The following is an 18,959-nucleotide window of genomic DNA, read 5'->3' as shown; positions in this document are numbered from 1 at the left end:
CGTCAGCTTCCCCTGTAGGTTGAGTAGCCGAAGGGCGAAAGCAGCAGGGGCACATGGTAGTGCCGCTCCTCGGCCATGCCGAAGCGGATCACCACCTCGTCCAGGAACTTCGGCTCGGGCAGCGCGGCGCCCGATGCATCCAGATAGGCCCCGGCCTGGAAGACGAGCTCGTAGACGCCGGCCTCGAACGCCGCGCCCGAGAGCAGCGGCGCGTCGCAGCGGCCGTCCGCATTGGTCACGACGGAGGCGACAGCCTCGCGCGCGGCGCCGGTCACGCGGAAAAGCTCGATCGCCAGCCCGGCGGCGGGCCGGCCGGTCGCGGTGTCGAGAACATGAGTCGTGAGGCGCCCGGCGCCCGTTTCGTTCTGCGCCATCTGGCGATGATTCCGTCTGCGATTTATCCGTCCAGCCGGGGAGTGTGCCCTCGTCCCGCGCGTGCGTCCAGCCCCTCTGGAACCGTTCGAAACGCATGACGGCGCTTGGATCGGCGGGCCGCTTCGTCGTATCGGTAAGCCGAAGGAGACCGCCTCATGCCCAATCGCTACCCCCGCGACATGCGCGGCTACGGCCGCACCACGCCCGACCCGAAATGGCCGGGCGGCGCCAGGATCTGCGTCCAGTTCGTGGTCAATTACGAGGAGGGCGGCGAGAACGCGATCCTCCATGGGGACAAGGCGTCGGAAGCGTTCCTGTCGGAGATCGTGGGCGCGCAGCCCTGGCCGGGCCAGCGCCACATGAACATGGAATCCATCTATGAATACGGCGCGCGCGCCGGCTTCTGGCGGCTCTGGCGCCTGTTCACCGAGCGGGCCATGCCCGTCACCGTCTATGGCGTGGCCACCGCGCTCGAGCGCTCGCCCGAGCAGGTGGCCGCCATGCTGGAGGCCGACTGGGAGATCGCCTCGCACGGGCTCAAATGGATCGACTACAAGGACCATTCCATCGAGGCCGAGCGGGCCGACATGGAGGAGGCCTGCCGCCTGCACGAGGCGGTGACGGGCGAGAAGCCGCAGGGCTGGTACACGGGCCGTTCCTCCGGCCACAGCCTGGAACTCGCCGCCGAGAAGGGCTTCCTCTACGCTTCGGATGCCTATGCCGACGACCTGCCTTACTGGCAGGAGACGCGCTCGGGCCCGCTGCTCGTCCTGCCCTACACGCTCGACACCAACGACATGCGCTTCGCCACGCCGCAGGGGTTCAATTCGGGCGACCAGTTCTTCGCCTATCTGAAGGATTCCTTCGACGTGCTCTACGAGGAGGGCCGGGCGGGGGCGCCGAAGATGCTGAATGTCGGGCTGCACTGCCGGCTTGTCGGCCGCCCCGGGCGCGCCGCCGCCCTGGCCCGCTTCCTCGACTATGTGCAGGGGCATGAGGATGTGTGGGTGGCGCGGCGCGTCGATATCGCGCGGCATTGGCGCGAGCACTTCCCGCACCGGCCCGGCATCCGCCCGAGCTGGCTGGAGAAGCCGGTCTTCCTGCGCATGTTCGACGGGGTCTTCGAGCATTCGCCCTTCATCGCCGAGCGGGCCTTCGACAAGGGGCTGCACGATGCGCATGACAGCGCGGTGGGCCTTTCCGCCGCGCTGAACGCGGTGTTCCGCACCGCCAGCCGCGAGGAGCGGCTCGCCGTCCTGAAGGCGCATCCGGACCTGGCCGGCAAGCTGGCGCTGGCCGGGGGCCTGACGGCGGAATCGACGGCGGAGCAGAAATCGGCCGGCCTCGACGCCTTGAGCGCGGAGGAACTGGCGCGCTTCACCAGCCTCAACACGCGCTATCAGGCGCGTTTCGGCCATCCCTTCATCATCGCCGTGCGCGGGCTGGGCAAGCAGGACATCCTCGACGCTTTCGAGAGCCGCATGTCCAACACGCCGGACGAAGAGCTTGCAACCGCCGCCCGCGAGGTCGAAAAGATCGCCCGACTACGCATCGACGCGATTCTCGGAGGGACGACTTGAGCGAACGATTCCTGACCGCCGCCCCGGCGCCGGAAGCCGAGGAGCTTCTCAAGCGCTTCGTGGACCTGGCGCATCCGCGCCTCGGCACGGAGGTGACATTCGCCACGGACGACTTCTTCGCCGACAAGTCGCGCATGATCCAGCCGGAGCCGGCCGTGTTCTACCCGGACCGCTTCGACGACAACGGCAAGTGGATGGACGGCTGGGAATCGCGGCGCAAGCGCGTGCCCGGCCACGACCACGCGGTGATCCGCCTCGGCCAGCGCGGCACGATCGACACGATCGACGTGGACACCTCCTTCTTCACCGGCAATTTCCCGCCGGAGGCCGAGATCGAGGCGGCCGACACGCCGGGCGAGCCGGGCGAAGGGGACTGGACGGTCATCGTGCCCAGGGCCGCGCTGAAGGGCGATTCTCATAACCTCTTTTCCGTGACGGCCGAGGGGCCGTGGCGCTGGCTGCGCCTGCATATCCACCCCGATGGCGGCGTGGCGCGCCTGCGCGTCTACGGCACCATCGCCAAGGACTGGTCGCAGGTGGCGGCGGATGAGGAGATCGACCTCGCCGCGCAGGTGAACGGCGGCACCGCGATCGCCTGGAACGACGCCCATTACGGCTCCCCCGCCAACATGCTGGCGCCGGGCACCGCGCCGGTGATGGCGGACGGGTGGGAAACCGCGCGCCGCCGCAGGCCGGGGAACGACTGGTGCGTGCTCAAGCTCGGCACGGCGGGCACCATCGGGCGTGTCCATATCGACACGCGCCATTTCAAGGGCAACTTCCCGGACCGCTTTACCCTGCGCGCCAAGCGCCTCGGCTCGGACCCGGCCCCGGACGTGATCGAGGAGGCCTCGGCCGACTGGCCGCTGCTCGTGACCGAGACGAAGCTCGCCGCCCACGACCAGCTCGAGATATCGCAGGTGGAGGCGCTGGGGCCCGTCACCCATGTACGGCTCGACATCTTTCCCGATGGCGGCGTCTCGCGCCTTCGTCTCTTCGGAAGGAAGGAGGCGTGAGCGGCGTTCTCTTCCCCGAGCCGCTGACGGCGGATGCCTTTCGCCCCTTCGGTGAGGTGATCGAGCCGGACAACGCCTCCGAGATCAAGCTGATCAACAACGGAACGACGACGCGCTTCCATGACATCGCGCCGGTGGAGGTGGGGGAGGGCCGCGCGCTCATCTCCATCTTCCGGGGCAAGCCCTTCGCCCTGCCGCTGCAGGTGAGGATGCTGGAGCGGCACCCGCTCGGCTCCCAAGCCTTCATGCCGATCGAGGGCAGGCCCTATCTCGTTGTGGTGGCGCCGGACGATGGCGGGCGGCCCGGCGCGCCGCGCGCCTTCCTCTGCGAGGGCGACAAGGGCGTCTCCTACGCGCGCAATGTCTGGCACCACCCGCTGGTGGCGCTCGGGGAGCGCTCCGATTTCCTCGTGGTGGACCGTGGCGGGGAGGGGGTGAACCTCGAGGAGTTCGTCTTCGACGAGCCCTATTCGGTGGAAAGCTCGGCCCGGTAGAGCACCGGCCAGTCGTCGGGCATCACGCCCCGGCACTCGCCCATCACGGCACTCTCGACAAGGGTCGGCGCGCCGGCGTCCATCGCCCAGCTTGCGATGGCGCCGCAATCGCCGAGGCCCCGTCCGCGCGCGAAGGCGGTGATGGTGAGCCCGTCCTCCATCAGCGTCGGATTGACGAGCGTGGAGGTGCCGTCCCCGCTGAAACCCTGGCCGAAGGCGCCGAAATCGGCCGGCTCGGCGGTGCCGTCGCGCACGATCCAGAAGTCATAGGAGAGGTTGTAGGCGCCGGCCGAGCTGCAGACGCCCCAGAGGCGTGTGCCATCCGCCGCCTCGAACACGAGGTCGTCGAGGTTGTCGGGGCAGTATTCCTCCGGTGCGCCGAGGGCGGCGGGGCGCTCGCCCGGCTCGGCGATCTCGCTCAGCGGCTGGGCCGTCACGGTGACGGGCGGCGGGGCGGGCGTCACGCTGTCGGCCGCCGCCTCGCCCTTGGCGACGAGCGCGGTGAGGCCGCCGGCCCGGCCCTGCACATCATCCATGTAGCGGAGCGCGGCGGAAAGGCCCTCCAGCGAGACCGGCACCGTATCCCCGCCGAGGGAGACGTCGAGCACGGAAGCGGGCAGGAGTGCGTCGAGGAAGGCGCCGTGATCGACGTCGCCGAGTTCGGCGGCGGCAAAGCTCGTATCCGCGCCCTCCGGCACGTCGAGCGAGGTGACGGGCAGCGTGCCGTCCGGCAGCGCGAGGCCGATCGGCCCGCCGGTTTCCAACTGGTCGAGGATCGAGACGGAGACCGTGGGCTCCGCCTGCGCGCCCGCCTCCCGCGCCACCTTCAGATAGGCGAAGACCGGGGCGGCCTCGGGCGAGAGGCCGATGGCGGTACAAGAGAGGCGGTTGTCGCAGCCGGCGATCCAGTCACCGAAGCTGCGCATCTCGCCCGGCTCCCCGGCTGCGGCCGGCGCGGCGAGGAGCAGCGGCAGGAGGGGCGTGGCGCGCGCCAGGTCGGTCAACTTCATTCTTCGTTCTCCAGCGGGATCACGTCCACATTGTGCCATGCGCTTTGCGGCCCGGCCGTGATCAGGACGCCGTCCACCGGCGCGACATCGGCATAATCCCGCCCGAGAGCGACGATGATGTGGCCGTCCAGGGCAAGGCAGCCATTGGTGGGGTCGAACCCGACCCATCCCGCTTCCTCCCCCAGCCAGACATCGACCCAGGCGTGCATGGAATCGGCGCCTTCGAGGCGCGGCAGGCCCGGCGGCGGTTCGGTGCGGATAAAGCCGGAGACGTAGGCGGCAGGTACGCCAAGGCCACGCAGGGCGGCGATCATCAGATGGGCGAAATCCTGGCAGACGCCGCGCCGGTCGCGCAGCGTTTCCTCCACCCGTGTCTGGATGCCGGTGGAGCCCGATTCGTAGAGGAAATCGCGCTGGATGGCGCGGGCGAGCGCCAGCACGGCCTTGAGGGCGGGCGTGTCCGGCGCGCCGATGGCGCCTGCGGCGAAGTCGCGCGCCGCGCGTGGCAGGCTCACGAGGCGGCTGGGGCCGAGATGGTGGATGGGGCTGCCGCCCTCCGGCTCGCGGCAGCGCTCTGCCGCTTGCGCGATCTGCCGCAGCGTCGGGGTATGGGCGGGCGGGGGGCCGCGCGAAACGCGGGCACGGGCGCGCATCTCCACCGCGAATTCGCCATGCGCGCCCTCCAGGCGCAGATGGCGGGTTGCGTTGCCGAAGAAGTCCGTGTCCGCCGCCAGCTCGGCGGGGGTGGGGCGCAGCTCCAGCGCCAGCCGCTCCACGCTCTGGCCCCGGTCGGTGCGCGGGCAGATGCGCAGGGCGTGCCGCGCCTCCTTGACCGGGAAGGCATAGCGGTAGCCGATGCGCAGGCGCAGATCGTATCTCATTCGCCCTCGCCCGAAGGAGCGGCCATGGGCCGCGCGAGGCCGAAATAACGCTCGGCCAGATGGTCGGAGATGTCGGCGAAGTCGCCCACGACGCGTGCGAGGAAGGCTGCGTCGATCTCCGCCGGCTCTGCCGTGCGCAGGCGCACGCACAGGCGCGCAAGGCGCCGGCCGGCCGGTTCCACGCTCTGCCCGCGCGCCGTGCCCGGCAGGCGGGCGTGGATGTCCTCCACCCCGTTGGCCAGGAAGGCGAGCGAGCGCGGGTTGAGCGGATCGAGGATCGCAAGGTCGATCACCGCCTGCCGGTGAAGGTCCACGGAGAAGCGGCGGCGATAGGTCATGCGGCTGTCGGCGAACTCCAGAAGCGCCTCGCAGACGCCCTCTTCGCCCAACGCGGGGTCGAGCAGGCGCGAGCCCACATGGGCCGTCATCAGCCCTCGCTCCAGTTGCCGGCCGATCTCCAGGAAGCGCCAGCCGGTAAACTGGTACATGTTCTCCCGCACGAGGCCGGTGAAGCCGGCAAGCTGCATCAGGAGGCGCGAATGCAGCTCCGCCTCGCCAAGGGACGCGTCCTGAAGAAGCTCGACGATCTCGGACAGCGCCCGCCAGCCATCGGGCGAGAAGCGGTCACGGATGCGGGCGGCGATGTCGAGCGCGGTGCGCGCCAGCACGAGAAGGCCGGGCCGGCGGTCCTCGCCCGCGCCGAGAAGGCCGCCCAGAAGCTCGTCCAGCCGCCGGTCGAGCGCCGTCTCGCCCGTTTCGCCCGTGCGGCGCGCGGCGGCCAGGCGCGCCAGCCGCACGGCGATCTCCGTTCGCTCCGTCTGCCGGCCGAGCCAGTAGAGATTGTCGGCCGCGCGCGCGGGCAGGGCTCCCGGCAGGCGGCGGTGGAAGCGATCCTTCGAGGCCAGGAGGGTGAGCGGCGCTTCCGGCTTGTCGGACACGACCCAGACATCGGCCGTGCGCCCGCCGCCCTGCATGGAGACGGAGCTGCCGCCCGCGTCGTCCGAAAGGCGCGCGAAGCCGCCCGGCATCACCTCCCAGCCCGCCTCGCCGCGCGCCAGGAAGACGCGCAGCGAGACCGCGCGGGGCTCCAGCCGCCCTTCCACGAAGACCGGCGCGGTGGACAGGGGCGCGCTCTCCTGCGCCACCAGCGCGGCGGGGTCGTCCGCGAGGCGGCCGGCCGGGACCGGATCGTCCGCGCTGAGGCCCGGAAAGGCCGCGCGCAGCGTCAGCCCCGGCGCCCGGCCCACATGGGCCAGCGCCTCGGGCGTGCCGCACCACCATGTGGCGATGGTGGGAAGCGCCAGCGCCTCGCCGGTCAGCCGGCGGGCGAGAGCGCCCTCATAGGCAAGAAGGGCACGGGTTTCCAGAAGCCCCGAGCCGAGCGCGTTGACGAGGTGGAGCTTGCCCGCGCGCACCGCGCGCGCAAGGCCGGGCGTGCCGATGGCCGAGCCGGAGAACAGCTCCAGCGGGTCGGCGAAGTCGGCGTCGAGGCGCCGCCAGAGCACCGAGAGGGGCGCCGGCCCCTCCACCGTGCGCAACGCCACCTCGTCGCCGGTCACGGCCAGATCGCCGCCCTCCAAAAGCTGGAAGCCGAGATAGCGGGCGAGATAGGCGTGCTCGAAATAGGTCTCGTTGTGCGGGCCGGGCGAGAGCAGGCCGACCTTGGTGGGATGGGCGCCGTTCAGGGCCAGGAGCGAGCGGCGGAACCCGTCGAAGAAGCCGGCGAGGCGGCGCACCTTCATCTCGCCGGAGAGTTCGGGAAAGGCCTTGGCCGTCGCCACGCGGTTTTCCAGCGCGAAGCCCGCGCCCGAGGGTGCCTGCGTCCTGTCGCCCAGCACCCACCAGCGCCCGTCCGCGCCGCGCCCGAGATCCACGCCGATGAAGCGGATGAGCGGTTCGCCAGGCAGGCCCTGGCGGGCGAGCGGCCGCAGGAACTCCGGGTTGCGGCCCAGGATCGTGCTCGGCAGGAGCCCCTCGCGCACCACGCGCCGCTCGCCGTAGAGATCGGCGAGGAGGCGTTCGAGATAGGCCGCGCGCTGCTTCAGACCCGTTTCCAGCGCCTGCCACTCGCCCTGTTCCAGGATCAGCGGCGGGTGGGAGAGGGGCCAGGCCCTCGTCTCGTCCTCGCCCTCGCCCGGATCGTAGACGCGATAGAAGACGCCGGCCTCGCGCAGATATTGCGCGGCGGAGCCGAAGCGGGCCTGCCGCTCGGCCTCTCCGAATCCCGCCAGCGCCTCGATGAGCGGCCGGTAATGGGGGCGGAGCGCACCGCGCGCGTCCACCATCTCGTCGCGCAGGGCCGGCCGGTAACCGGCCAGCAGCGTCTCCACCCCGCCGGCGCCCGCCGGTTGCGCATGGCCCATGTCAGATCGCGAGCCGCGCCGGCCGGCGAAGGTCGAGCGTCATGGGGAAGGAAGGGTCCGGGATTTCCGCCATCGGCTCGAACACCCCGCCCGTGTGGCCGATGGGCTCGAACCGCGCGAGGCGGCGCGCTTCCGCCTCATAGGCGTTGACGGGGAAGGTATCGTAGTTGCGCCCGCCCGGATGGGCGACATGATAGGTGCAGCCGCCGAGCGAGCGCCGGGACCATTTGTCGTAGATGTCGAAGGTGAGGGGGGCGTGGACGGGGATGGTCGGGTGCAGGCCCGAGGCCGGCTGCCATGCCTTGAAACGCACGCCGGCCACCGCCTCGCCGGGCGTCTGCGTGGGGGTGAGCGGCACGAAGCGGCCGTTGCAGGTGACGGCATGGCGGGAGGCGTCGAAGCCGGTGAGCTTCACCTGAAGCCGCTCGACCGAGGAATCGACGAAGCGCACCGTGCCGCCGATGGCGCCGGTCTCGCCCATCACGTGCCACGGCTCCAGCGCCTGCCTCAGTTCCAGCGAGACGCCCTCGCGCTCGATGCGCCCGCAGAAGGGGAAGCGGAACTCGGCCTGCGCCTCGAACCATTCGGGCCGCACGGGGAAGCCGGAACGCTCCAGGTCGGAGAGAACGTCGAGGAAGTCGGCCCAGACGAATTCGGGCAGCATGAAGCGGTCGGCCAGCGCTGTGCCCCAGCGGGCGAAGCGCCCGTCCTGCGGCTCGTTCCAGAACTTGGCGATGAGCGCGCGGATGAGAAGCTGCTGGGCAAGGCTCATTTTCGCGTCCGGCGGCATCTCGAAGCCGCGGAACTCCACGAGCCCCAGCCGGCCGGTCGGCCCGTCCGGCGAATAGAGCTTGTCGATGCAGATCTCGGAACGGTGCGTGTTGCCGGTCACGTCCACGAGCAGGTTGCGGAAGAGGCGGTCCACCAGCCAGGGCGGCGGCGCCTCGCCCGTGCCGGGTGACGGCACGTGGCTCATGGCGATTTCCAGCTCGTAGAGCTGATCGTGGCGGGCCTCATCGACGCGCGGCGCCTGGCTGGTGGGGCCGATGAAGAGGCCGGAGAAAAGGTAGGAGAGGGAGGGGTGGCGCTGCCAGTGCAGGATGAGGGACTTGAGCAGGTCCGGCCGCCGCAGGAAGGGCGAGTCGGCCGGTGTCGCGCCGCCGACCACGACATGGTTGCCGCCCCCGGTGCCTGCGTGCTTGCCGTCGATCATGAACTTGTCGGTGCCCAGCCGCGAGAGCCGCGCCTCCTCGTAGACGGTGGTGGTGATCTCCACCGCCTCCTCCCACGAGGCGGCGGGGTGGACGTTCACCTCGATGACGCCGGGGTCCGGCGCGACGCGCACCACGTTGATGCGCGGGTCGAAGGGCGGCGCGTAGCCCTCGATGCGCACCGGCAGGTCGAGCGCCTCGGCGGCCGTTTCCACGGCGGCGAGAAGCTCCAGATAGGCTTCCATCGTTTCCACCGGCGGCATGAAGGCGCACAGCTTGCCCTCGCGCGGCTCGATGGTGAGCGCGGTGCGCACCGCGCTTTCGATCTCGCCCGCCACTTCCTCGGGCGGCTGCCAGACGGCCGGGTCCTGCGCCTCGATCCGGCGCTGCGCGTGGCCCAGCGCCTCGGGCGCGGCCTCGGGCAGGGGCGGGAAGTCCTGCATCGGGTCGGCCGGGTGGGTGTAGGGATATTGCGCCGGGGGCAGGTGCGGCAGGGAGGAGAGCGGGAGGCGGTAGCCCACCGCCGAATCGCCCGGCACGAGGAAGAGCTTGCCGCGCCGCGTCTTCCAGCGCTCGGAGCGGAAGCGCGAGGCGCGGCCCTGCCATTCCTGCACCGGCAGCACGACGCCCGAGGGCTTGTCGAGACCCCTGTCGAAGACCCGCGCCAGCCGGGCGCGCTCCTCCGCGTCCTCCAGCCTGGAATCGAGCGGATCGACATTGACCGGCAGCTTCGCCTCGCGCGCCAGCCAGTAGGCGGGATCCTCGAAGGCCGGCGCGGCATTGTCGGGATCGACGCCGAGGCTGGATGCCACGCGGCGCACGAGGCGCTCCGCGTTCTCGATCGTGGCTCCTTGCGCGCCGTCCTCTCGCACGAAGAGCGCGGGGTTCTTCCAGATGGGCTTGCCGTCCTTGCGCCAGTAGAGCGAATAGGTCCAGCGCGGCAGGGTCTCGCCGGGATACCACTTGCCCTGGCCGTGATGCAGGAAGCCGCCCGGCGCGAAGCGGTGCTGGAGGCGGCGGATGAGGTCGTCGGCCAACCCGGCCTTCTGAGGCCCGGTCGCATCCGCGTTCCACTGGCCGGATTCGAAATCGTCGATGGAGACGAAGGTCGGCTCGCCGCCCATGGTCAGGCGCACGTCGCCCGCCAGCAACTGCGCGTCCACCGCGTGGCCCAGCGCGTCGAGCGCCTGCCAGCTCTCCTCGGAGAAGGGGGCGGAGACGCGCGGGCGCTCGGAGATGCGGTCCACCGTCATCTCGAAATGAAAGTCCACCTCCGCATAGTCCACCGCGCCGGAAATGGGCGAGGCCGAACGGTAGTGGGGCGTCGCGGCGAGCGGCACGTGGCTCTCGCCCGTCATCAGGCCCGAGGTCGGGTCGAAGCCGATCCAGCCCGCGCCCGGCAGGTAGACCTCGGCCCAGGCGTGCAGATCCGTGAAGTCGCGGTCCGTGCCGCTCGGCCCGTCCAGCGCCTGCCGGTCTGGCTTCAACTGGATGAGGTAGCCGGAGACGAAGCGGGCGGCGAAGCCGAGATGCCGCAGGATCTGGACGAGCAGCCAGGAGGAGTCGCGGCACGAGCCGGAGGCCTTCGCCAGCGTCTCCTGGGGCGTCTGCACGCCTGGCTCCATGCGGATGGTGTAGGCCACGCGCTGCGCGAGCAGGCGGTTCAGCCCGACGAGGAAGTCCACCGTGTGCGTCTCGCTCCGGTCGAGCGTGGCGAGGAATTCCTGCAAGGCGGGCCCGGCCGCTTCGGGGCCGAGATAGGCCCTGAGGTCGGTTTCAAGCGCCGGCTCGTAGTGGAAGGGCCAGGCGGTGGCGTAATCCTCCACGAAGAAGTCGAACGGGTTGTAGACCGTCATGTCGGCGAGGAGATCGACCTCCACGCGGAACTCGGTCGCGGGTTCTGGAAAGACCAGCCGGGCGAGATAGTTGCCGAAGGCGTCCTGCTGCCAGTTGATGAAGTGGTTTTCCGGCAGGATCTTCAGCGCGTAGGAGGGAACGCGTGTCCTGGAATGGGGGGCGGGGCGCAGGCGGATGGTCTGCGGGCCGAGCCGGACGGGGCGATCGTAGCGGTAGTGCGTGACGTGATGCAAGGCGGCGAGGATCGACATCGGCTGGGATTTCGCCTTTACGCAGGGGCCTGGAACGAGAGGCAGACTAACGGAACCGGCCCCATGGGGAAACGGGCATTCGGCGGGGCCGCGCGGGGAGGCCGCGAATTATTTCGCGCCTGCGGGATTTGCCCGGAACCGCGAGGGTGCTGAAGCTCTTTCAGCGGGACGCAACCCATGCCGGCCGGCTCTTGGCGGATCGCTTCCCATGAAACTCTTCTCCTGCCCCTCCTGTGACCAGATCGTGTTTTTCCACAACACGCTGTGCGAACGCTGCGGCCATGCGCTCGGCTACGAGCCATTGTCGAACCGCATGCTGGCGCTGGAGCCGGACCCGGAGAGCGGCTTCTGGGTTTCGGTCGGCCGGGGCGCGCGGGGCGAGCGCTGGAAGTATTGCGAGAACTATCAGTACGGCGTGTGCAACTGGCTGCTGGCGGCCGACAGCCCCGAGACGCTCTCGCTCGCCTCGCGATTCAACAAGACGATACCCGACCTCTCCAACCCGGAGAACGTGACGCTCTGGCGCCGGATGGAGTTCGCCAAGCAGCAGCTCATCTATACGCTGCTGCGCCTTCGCCTGCCCCTGATGACGGCGGACGAGGCGCAGGAGGGGCTGTCCTTCGACTTCCTGACGAGCGATCCGCAAACGGGCGGCAACGTGATGACGGGCCACGATCTGGGCCACATCACCATCGCGCTGGTGGAGGCGGACGACGCCGAGCGCGAGAAGCGCCGCACCTCCATGGGCGAGCCCTATCGCACGCTGCTCGGCCATTTCCGCCACGAGATCGGCCACTGGTACTGGGACCGGCTGGTGCGCGACGGCGGGGCGTTGGAGGAATGCCGCGCCGTGTTCGGCAATGACGAGGAGGATTACGGCGAGGCGCTCCAGCGCCATTACGCCAACGGACCCAGGCCCAACTGGCAGGAGGAATACGTCTCCGCCTATTCCGGCGCCCATGCATGGGAGGATTTCGCCGAGACATGGGCGCACTACCTGCACATCGTCGATTCGCTGGAAACGGGCGGCGCCTGGGGCATCACCCTGCAACCGCGCCTCGACCGCGAGGGCATCCTCACCACCGATCTCGACTTCAAGGTCTACGACGACTCCACCCGGATCGAGGAGATCGCGGAAGCCTGGACCGCCCTGTCGGGCGCGCTCAACTCTCTGAACCGCTCGATGGGGTTGCAGGACGTCTATCCGTTCGTCCTCTCGCCCATCGTCGTCGGCAAGCTCGCCTTCATCCACGACCTCGTCCACGGGCGCGTCGGCCATGCGGCCAAGCAGGGGGTGAGCGAGGACCTAGCCAAGGACCAGCAGCCCTCCACGGCGCTGCCGGCCTGACGCTGGCCGGGCGAGGATGAAGGGCCGAAGCCTCCCCCTGCCCAAGGGCGGCCGGTGCTCCATGTGGACATGAGGGGTTCGCGCCGCAGCAGCGGGGCGAGAGACGGAAAGGCACGGGCCATGGCGGCCACGGCCGCGAAGGGACAATCTGACAATGGGCAATGGTTTCGCGTTCGAGACCTCCTGGGGCACGCGCTACGATGCCGCCGGCACGCGCTTCCGGCTGTGGGCGCCGCATGCGCGGCGTGTGGCGCTGGTGCATGAGGGAGTGGGCCAGCGCTCGCAACTGCCGATGGCGAAGGGCGAGGGCGGATGGTGGGAGATCGTCACGACGCACGTGCCCGTCGGCGCCGGCTACGGCTTTCGCGTCGATGACGGCGACATCGTGCCGGACCCGGCCGCGCGCGCCCAGCTCTCGGACGTGCACGGCCTCTCGCGGCTGGTGGATCCGCGCGCCTACAATTGGCGGACGACAGAGTGGCAGGGTCGGCCCTGGCACGAATGCGTCTTCTACGAGCTGCACACCGGCACCTTCTCGCCGCAGGGCAGCTTCGACGGCATCGTGGAAAAGCTCGAGCATCTGCAGGCGACCGGCATCACCGCCATCGAGCTTCTGCCCGTGGCGCAGTTCGGCGGGCGGCGCGGCTGGGGATATGACGGCGTGCTGCTCTATTGCCCGCATGAGATCTATGGCGGCGCGGAGGGGCTCAAGCGCCTCGTGGACGCGGCGCACGAGCGCGGGCTCATGGTCTTCCTCGACGTCGTCTACAATCATTTCGGGCCGGACGGGAACTACATCCCCTCCTATCTGCCGGACTTCTTCCATGCCGAGGTGAGCACCGCCTGGGGGCCGGCCATCGCCTATGGCGAGACCCCCGTACGCGACTTCATGATCGAGAACGCGCTCTACTGGCTGGAAGAATATCGCATAGACGGACTGCGGCTGGACGCTATCGATTCCATCAAGGACACCACCGACACGCCTCTGGTAAAGGAGCTGGCGCAGCGGGTGCGGGCGCGCTTCCCCGATCGCCACGTGCATATCACCACAGAGGACGACCGCAACATCACCTGGCATATCGAGCGGAACGAGGACGGCTCCATCCCGCTCGTCTCGGGCGAGTGGAACGACGACTTCCACCACACCGCCCACGTGCTCGCCACCAATGAGCGGGAAGGCTACTACCGCGATTTCGACCCGGCGACTGCCGAGCAGATGGCCACGGCGCTGGCCGGCGGCTTCGTTTATCAGGGGCTCGAATCCTCGCATAGATCCAGGAAGGTCGGCCATTCCTCGACGCATCTGCCGCCAACCGCCTTCGTCAACTTCATCCAGAACCACGACCAGATCGGCAACCGCGCCTTCGGCGACCGCCTGCGCACACTTTCGTCGGCGCGGGCGCATGACTGCCTGCACGCCATCCTGCTCCTCTCGCCCCAGATCCCGCTGATCTTCCAGGGCGACGAGTTCGGCGACTGCCACTCCTTCTGCTTCTTCACGGACTTCCACGGCGAGCTGGGCCTGGCTGTTTCGAAGGGCCGCAAGGAGGAGTTCAGCCATTTCGCCGCCTTCGAGGATTCGCGCGCGCAGGCCGTGTTTCCCGACCCCAACGACCCGATGACCTTCGAGGCCTCCAAGGTGGACTGGAGCCAGGTGATCCGCCCGGTGAACCGCCGCCGGCTCCAGGTGACGCAGGAGCTGTTGCAGGCGCGGCGCGATCATCTCGTGCCGCTGCTGGCGGGCGCGCCGGGCGAATGCGGCTCGGCGCTGGTGGACGGGCGAGCCTTCGTCGTGGCGTGGAAGCTGGCGCCGGGCCGCGTCTATCACCTCTTCGCCAATCTCTCCGACGCCTCGTGGGAGATCGAGGACGGCGTCCTCTCGCCGGCCGTGGCGGGCGCGCGCGAGGTCTTCTCCAACCATATTTACACGTTCGAGGAGCTGGGAACGGGCGTCATGTCCGGCTATTCCGTCAGCTTCGTCATGGCGGACGACTATCTGGTGGAGGTTTTCAAGGATGACTGAGTGGCTCGACGATCTGGCGGCGAGCCACGGCATCCAGACCCGCTACATCACCGAGCAGGGGGAGGAGGCGCGAATTCCCGACCACGCCAAGGAAGCGCTGCTGCGCATCCTGAAGGTCGATCCGGCATCCGGCGAGGCCGGGCATTTCGAGGGGGCGCAGCATAAGGCGACACGCGCCTGCCACATGCCCGACTGGCTTGCCGCGCACCGCGTCTGGGGCGTGGCCTGCCAGCTCTATGCCCTTCGCTCCCGGCGCAGCCTCGGGCTCGGCGATTTCGAGGATCTGGCGCGGCTGGCCGAGATCGCCGCACGGGGCGGCGCTTCGTTTCTTGGCGTCAGCCCGCTCCATGCGCTGTTCCTGGCCGATCCCGCTCGCTGCAGCCCCTATTCCCCCTCCACGCGCCGGTTCCTGAACCCGCTCTACATCGCCGTGGACCGGCTGCCCGGCGGGCCGGAGGCCATCGAGGCGCTGCGCGCGAAGGAGCCCAGCCTGTTCGAGACGCTGGACGGCGATCTGGTGGATTATCCGGCCGTGGGGCGCCTGAAGCGGACGCTCCTGCGCGCGCTGTTCGAGGAAAGCACGCACGATGCGGCCTTCGACGCCTTTCGCGTTTCGGGCGGGAAGGCGCTGCGCGAGTTCACGCTGTTCGAGGCGATCTCGGCCATGGAGGTGGAGGCGGGGCGCCATGCGGGCTGGCATGAATGGTCGCAGGAGATGCACCATCTGTCCGGCGGCGAGGCGGGGCGTTTCGCGCGCGACAACGAGGACGAGATCACCTTCCACCAGTGGCTCCAGTTCGTCGCGGACCGCCAGCTCGGCGAGGCGCAGGCCCGCGCCCGGGCGGCGGGGATGCGCGTCGGCCTCTATCTCGACTTCGCCGTGGGCGTCGCGCCGGACGGCGCCGACACCTGGGCCGATCCGCAGCTTGCGGTGCCGCAGGCGCGCGTCGGCGCGCCGCCGGACCTGTTCAACGCCGGCGGGCAGGATTGGGGCCTTGCGCCGCTCTCGCCCGATGCGCTGGCCCAGCGCGGCTACCGGCCCTTGGCGGAAGCCTATCGCGCCATCATGAAACATGCCGGCGCCATCCGCATCGACCACGCCATGGGGCTGGCGCGCCTGTGGTGGATTCCGCAGGGGCATGAATCGCGCGACGGCGGCTATGTCCGCTACCCGCTGGGTGCCATGATCGACACGGTGGCGGACGTTTCCGACGAGAGCCGGTGCCTCGTCATCGGGGAGGACCTCGGCACGGTGCCGGACGGTTTCCGGCCGCAGGCGCACGAGGCCAACATCCTGTCCTACCGCGTCCTCTATTTCGAGCGCACGGCGGGCGAGGGCTTCGTGGCCCCTTCGGCCTATCCGGAACTCGCGCTGGCCTGCGTCTCCACGCACGACCTCGCTACCCTGTCGGGCTGGTGGGCCGGCACGGATGTCGAGCTTCGGGCGCAGGCGGGGCGGCAGGACGAGGCGTCCACGGCCCGCGAGCGCGAGGAGCGCAGGGGCGACCGCAAGGCGCTTCTCTCCGCCCTCGCGCGCGAGGGATTGCTGCCGCAGGGCATCTCGGCGGACGCCGGCAAGATGACGGCGGAGCTGGCGGCGGCCGTCCACCGCTACGGTGCGCGCGCGCGTTCGCTGCTCTTCGCCGTGCAGCTCGACGACATGATCGGAGCCCGCCGCCAGCCGAACCTGCCGGGCACGATGGACGAGTATCCCAACTGGCGCATTCGCTGCGAGCTTCCGCTGGAGGAGATCGAGGCCGATGCGCGCTTCCAGACGATTGCCCGCGCGCTGCGCGAGGAGAGGCCGGAGAGCTGAATGACACGCCCGCTCGTCGCGACCTACCGGCTCCAGTTCCGCGAAGGGACGGGTTTCGGCGAGGCGCAGCAGCTCATCCCGTATCTGCGCCGGCTCGGGATCAGCCATCTCTACGCCTCGCCGGTCTTCTCGGCCTCCGAGGGGTCCACCCACGGTTACGACGTGACCGACTACAACGAGTTCGAGGCCGAGCTGGGCGGACAGGAGGGGTTCATCGCCCTTTCGGATGCGCTGCGCGCGGCCGGGTTGGGCCTCACCATCGACTTCGTGCCCAACCACATGGGTGTCTCGCCGCGCAACAAATGGTGGGAGGACGTGCTGCGCTGGGGGGCGGACTCGCGCTACGCCCAGACCTTCGACATCTCCTGGGAGGCGGAGAAGATCCTCATCCCCATTCTCGGCAAGCCTTACGGCGAAGCTCTGAAGGACGGCGACCTTTCCGTCCTTTTCGACGAGGCGCGGCGCGAGCTTCGCTTCGACGCGGCCGGCTATACCCTGCCCATCGACCCGCGCACCCTGTCCCACATTTTCGGCTTTCTCGATCATGAGGAGCGCGACCGGCTGGTACGCCGCTTCTCCGCCGCCGATCCGGCCGACGGGGACGACCTTTCCGAGCGATTCGAGGAGCATCTCGCCGCGCCCGGCTTCGAGGCGGCGCTGAAGAAGGCCGTGAAGGGGATCAACGCCGATCATTCCTGCCTCCACGCGCTGCACGAGGCGCAGGGCTGGCGGCTCGCCTGGTGGCGGCTGGCGCGCGAAAAGCTCTCCTATCGCCGTTTCTTCGAGATCGCGGAGCTGATCGGCGTGCGGCAGGAGATGCGCCGGGTGTTTCGCGACAGCCACCGCACCGTCCTGCGCCTTGCGCGCGACGGGCGCCTCGACGGCATCCGCATCGACCATGTGGACGGGGTGGCCGACCCGAAGAACTATCTTCTCGACCTGCGGCAGGCCTTCAACGCCGTGCGCGCCAACCCCTTCATCCATGTGGAGAAGATTCTCACCGGCCCCGAGCGCATCCGCGCCTCATGGAAGGTGGAGGGAACCACCGGCTACGAATTCATCACCGCGCTCGCCGGCCTTTACACGGACGCCGCGCGCGAGGTGGAGATGACGAAGGCCTATGAGGGCTTCATCGGCGGCACCGAGGATGTGCGCGCCATGGTGGCCGACCAGAAGCGCTACATTCTCGGCCACAACCTTGCCGGCGAGCTCGCCGTGCTGACCGATCTTGCGCTGAGCGTGGCGGCCGGCGGGCTCGACACGCGCGATTTCGGCCGCGACGCCATGTCCCGCTCCATCGTGGAGGTGGCCACCGCGCTGCCGGTCTACCGCACCTATGTGGGCGTGGACGGCGTGCCCTCCAAGGATATCGAGATCATCGACGACGCGGTGGAGCTGGCGCAGTCGCGGCGCGAGGTGGAGGCGGAGGAGCCGGTGGCCTTCGTCGGGCGGCTCCTGAAGCTCGATTTCGAGGAGGGGCGCGAGGTGTCCGGCGCGCTGGATTTCACACGGCGCTTCCAGCAGACCACCGGTGCCGTAATGGCCAAGGCCGTGGAGGACACGGTCTTCTACCGCTACAACCGCCTCATCGCGCTGAACGAGGTGGGCGGCGAGCCGGACCATTACGGCGCCGACGTCTCGGCCTTTCACGAGGCCATGGAGATCCGGCTTCAGGACCAGCCCGAGGGGCTGACGGCCTCCTCGACCCACGACACCAAGCGCGGGGAGGACGCGCGCGCCCGGCTCTATACGCTCAGCGAGGCGCCCGAGGCTTGGGCGCGGATCGTGGCCGGGGCCGCCGAGGCGCTCGCGCCCTTCCGCAAGATCGGGCCGGACGGACTGCTCTCCCCGGACCCGGCGACGGAATGGGGCTTCTACCAGTCGCTCCTCGGCGTGCTGCCGGCCGACTTCGACCCCGCGGACGACGCGGCGCGGGCCTCGATCTCGGAGCGCCTCGTCACCTTCATGGAAAAGGCGGTGCGCGAGGCGAAGAAGCACACCTCCTGGACCGCCCCCAACGAGCCGTATGAAAGCGCCCTGCGCGATTTCGTGCAGGCCGCCATGTCGCGGGAGGCGTCCGGCGGGTTCCTGGCCGGGTTCTGGCAGGCCGCGCAGCCCTTCGTCGCGGCGGGCGCGCTCACATCGCTGTCGCAGACGCTCCTGAAGCTGGCCGCGCCGGGCGTGCCCGACATCTACCAGGGCACAGAGTTCTACGACAATTCGCTCGTGGACCCGGACAATCGCCGCAAGAGCGACACGGCCCCGCGCCTCGCCGCGCTGGATGACGGTGTGCCGCTCGGCCTCGCCGGCCGGGACTGGCGCGACGGCCGCGTGAAGGCCAAGCTGACTCTGGCGGGCCTTCAGGCGAGGGCGGGGGCGCCCGCGCTCTATTCCAGGGGCGCCTACCGGCCGCTGGAGGTGGTGGGAGAAAAAGCCGCCCATATCGTCGCCTTCGCGCGCACGGATAGCGAGGGCCGGGCGGCGGTGGTGCTTGCGCCGCGCCTGGCGCACGCCCTTCTGGGCGGCGGAACGGACGCGACGCCTTCCGCCGAGGTGTGGGCGGATTCGACGGTTCGCCTGCCGGCCGAGCTCTCCGGCCTCGCCTTCTCCGACGTGCTGGGCGGGCCGGGCCATGCGGGCGGCGAAAGCCTTGCGCTCCGCACGGTTCTGGGCACCTTCCCCATGGCGCTGCTGACAGCGCCCTGAGGAACCACGAACCATCCGGGGGTCGCGA

General features: G+C 69.8%; 12 protein-coding genes. 7 read left to right on the top strand and 5 right to left on the bottom strand.

Annotation, left to right across the window (positions count from 1 at the left end):
• Positions 1–2 precede the first annotated feature (2 nt).
• Positions 3–374: a hydroxyisourate hydrolase gene (gene uraH, locus J7654_RS17180; RefSeq protein WP_209737052.1), complete on the bottom strand. Its 372-nt coding sequence runs from the start codon at positions 372–374 to the stop codon at positions 3–5.
• Positions 375–530: 156 nt separating this feature from the next.
• On the opposite strand from uraH, the gene puuE reads away from it, so the two are divergent.
• Genes puuE through J7654_RS17165 form a run of 3 tightly spaced genes read left to right on the top strand, consistent with a single transcriptional unit; the run spans position 531 to position 3,465 of the window.
• Positions 531–1,955 (top strand): allantoinase PuuE, encoded by a 1,425-nt coding sequence (gene puuE / locus J7654_RS17175; RefSeq protein WP_209737051.1) that lies wholly within the window; start codon positions 531–533, stop codon positions 1,953–1,955.
• Complete coding sequence (alc, locus tag J7654_RS17170) at positions 1,952–2,971, top strand: allantoicase (RefSeq protein WP_209737050.1); 1,020 nt, start codon at positions 1,952–1,954, stop codon at positions 2,969–2,971. Before puuE ends, alc begins: the two co-directional genes overlap by 4 nt.
• Positions 2,968–3,465, top strand: a complete 498-nt coding sequence (locus J7654_RS17165; RefSeq protein ID WP_209737049.1) for an ureidoglycolate lyase — start codon at positions 2,968–2,970, stop codon at positions 3,463–3,465. Before alc ends, J7654_RS17165 begins: the two co-directional genes overlap by 4 nt.
• Here the strand turns inward: J7654_RS17165 and J7654_RS17160 are convergent.
• Genes J7654_RS17160 through J7654_RS17145 form a run of 4 tightly spaced genes read right to left on the bottom strand, consistent with a single transcriptional unit; the run spans position 3,438 to position 11,038 of the window.
• Positions 3,438–4,475 carry a DUF1176 domain-containing protein gene (locus tag J7654_RS17160; protein ID WP_209737048.1) on the bottom strand — a complete coding sequence of 346 codons (1,038 nt, stop codon included), beginning with the start codon at positions 4,473–4,475 and terminating at the stop codon, positions 3,438–3,440. The two genes, J7654_RS17165 and J7654_RS17160, sit on opposite strands and share 28 nt — an antisense overlap.
• Positions 4,472–5,356 (bottom strand): transglutaminase family protein, encoded by an 885-nt coding sequence (locus J7654_RS17155; protein ID WP_209737047.1) that lies wholly within the window; start codon positions 5,354–5,356, stop codon positions 4,472–4,474. Before J7654_RS17155 ends, J7654_RS17160 begins: the two co-directional genes overlap by 4 nt.
• Complete coding sequence (locus J7654_RS17150; protein ID WP_245195555.1) at positions 5,353–7,719, bottom strand: circularly permuted type 2 ATP-grasp protein; 2,367 nt, start codon at positions 7,717–7,719, stop codon at positions 5,353–5,355. Before J7654_RS17150 ends, J7654_RS17155 begins: the two co-directional genes overlap by 4 nt.
• 1 nt (position 7,720) lies before the next feature.
• Positions 7,721–11,038: a transglutaminase family protein gene (locus J7654_RS17145; protein ID WP_209737046.1), complete on the bottom strand. Its 3,318-nt coding sequence runs from the start codon at positions 11,036–11,038 to the stop codon at positions 7,721–7,723.
• Between the two features lie 208 nt (positions 11,039–11,246).
• Here J7654_RS17145 and J7654_RS17140 point away from each other — a divergent pair, with 208 nt between their 5' ends.
• The 4 genes from J7654_RS17140 to treY all read left to right on the top strand — a co-directional run bounded on the left by J7654_RS17140 (position 11,247) and on the right by treY (position 18,931).
• Positions 11,247–12,386 carry a zinc-binding metallopeptidase family protein gene (locus J7654_RS17140; RefSeq protein ID WP_209737045.1) on the top strand — a complete coding sequence of 380 codons (1,140 nt, stop codon included), beginning with the start codon at positions 11,247–11,249 and terminating at the stop codon, positions 12,384–12,386.
• Positions 12,387–12,540: 154 nt separating this feature from the next.
• The gene (gene treZ / locus J7654_RS17135) at positions 12,541–14,409 is read left to right on the top strand and encodes a malto-oligosyltrehalose trehalohydrolase (RefSeq protein WP_245195554.1); all 1,869 of its coding nucleotides are present in this window, start codon (positions 12,541–12,543) and stop codon (positions 14,407–14,409) included.
• Positions 14,402–16,225: a 4-alpha-glucanotransferase gene (malQ, locus tag J7654_RS17130; RefSeq protein WP_209737044.1), complete on the top strand. Its 1,824-nt coding sequence runs from the start codon at positions 14,402–14,404 to the stop codon at positions 16,223–16,225. Before treZ ends, malQ begins: the two co-directional genes overlap by 8 nt.
• Entirely contained in the window at positions 16,226–18,931 is a 2,706-nt protein-coding gene (treY, locus tag J7654_RS17125; RefSeq protein ID WP_209737043.1) for a malto-oligosyltrehalose synthase, read from the top strand.
• Positions 18,932–18,959: the final 28 nt, after the last annotated feature.

Source organism: Aureimonas populi (assembly GCF_017815515.1).
GTDB classification, from domain to species: domain Bacteria; phylum Pseudomonadota; class Alphaproteobacteria; order Rhizobiales; family Rhizobiaceae; genus Aureimonas; species Aureimonas populi.
Note: the sequence above shows the minus strand (reverse complement) of the source record. Positions and strands in the feature narration are given on the sequence as shown.

Bases quoted from the DNA above. Each gene is read 5' to 3' on its own strand.
- uraH (WP_209737052.1), bottom strand. From the start codon at position 374: ATGGCGCAGAACGAAACGGGCGCCGGGCGCCTCACGACTCATGTTCTC.
- puuE (WP_209737051.1), top strand. From the start codon at position 531: ATGCCCAATCGCTACCCCCGCGACATGCGCGGCTACGGCCGCACCACG.
- J7654_RS17160 (WP_209737048.1), bottom strand. From the start codon at position 4,475: ATGAAGTTGACCGACCTGGCGCGCGCCACGCCCCTCCTGCCGCTGCTC.
- J7654_RS17155 (WP_209737047.1), bottom strand. From the start codon at position 5,356: ATGAGATACGATCTGCGCCTGCGCATCGGCTACCGCTATGCCTTCCCG.
- J7654_RS17150 (WP_245195555.1), bottom strand. From the start codon at position 7,719: ATGGGCCATGCGCAACCGGCGGGCGCCGGCGGGGTGGAGACGCTGCTG.
- J7654_RS17145 (WP_209737046.1), bottom strand. From the start codon at position 11,038: ATGTCGATCCTCGCCGCCTTGCATCACGTCACGCACTACCGCTACGAT.
- J7654_RS17140 (WP_209737045.1), top strand. From the start codon at position 11,247: ATGAAACTCTTCTCCTGCCCCTCCTGTGACCAGATCGTGTTTTTCCAC.
- treZ (WP_245195554.1), top strand. From the start codon at position 12,541: ATGGGCAATGGTTTCGCGTTCGAGACCTCCTGGGGCACGCGCTACGAT.
- malQ (WP_209737044.1), top strand. From the start codon at position 14,402: ATGACTGAGTGGCTCGACGATCTGGCGGCGAGCCACGGCATCCAGACC.
- treY (WP_209737043.1), top strand. From the start codon at position 16,226: ATGACACGCCCGCTCGTCGCGACCTACCGGCTCCAGTTCCGCGAAGGG.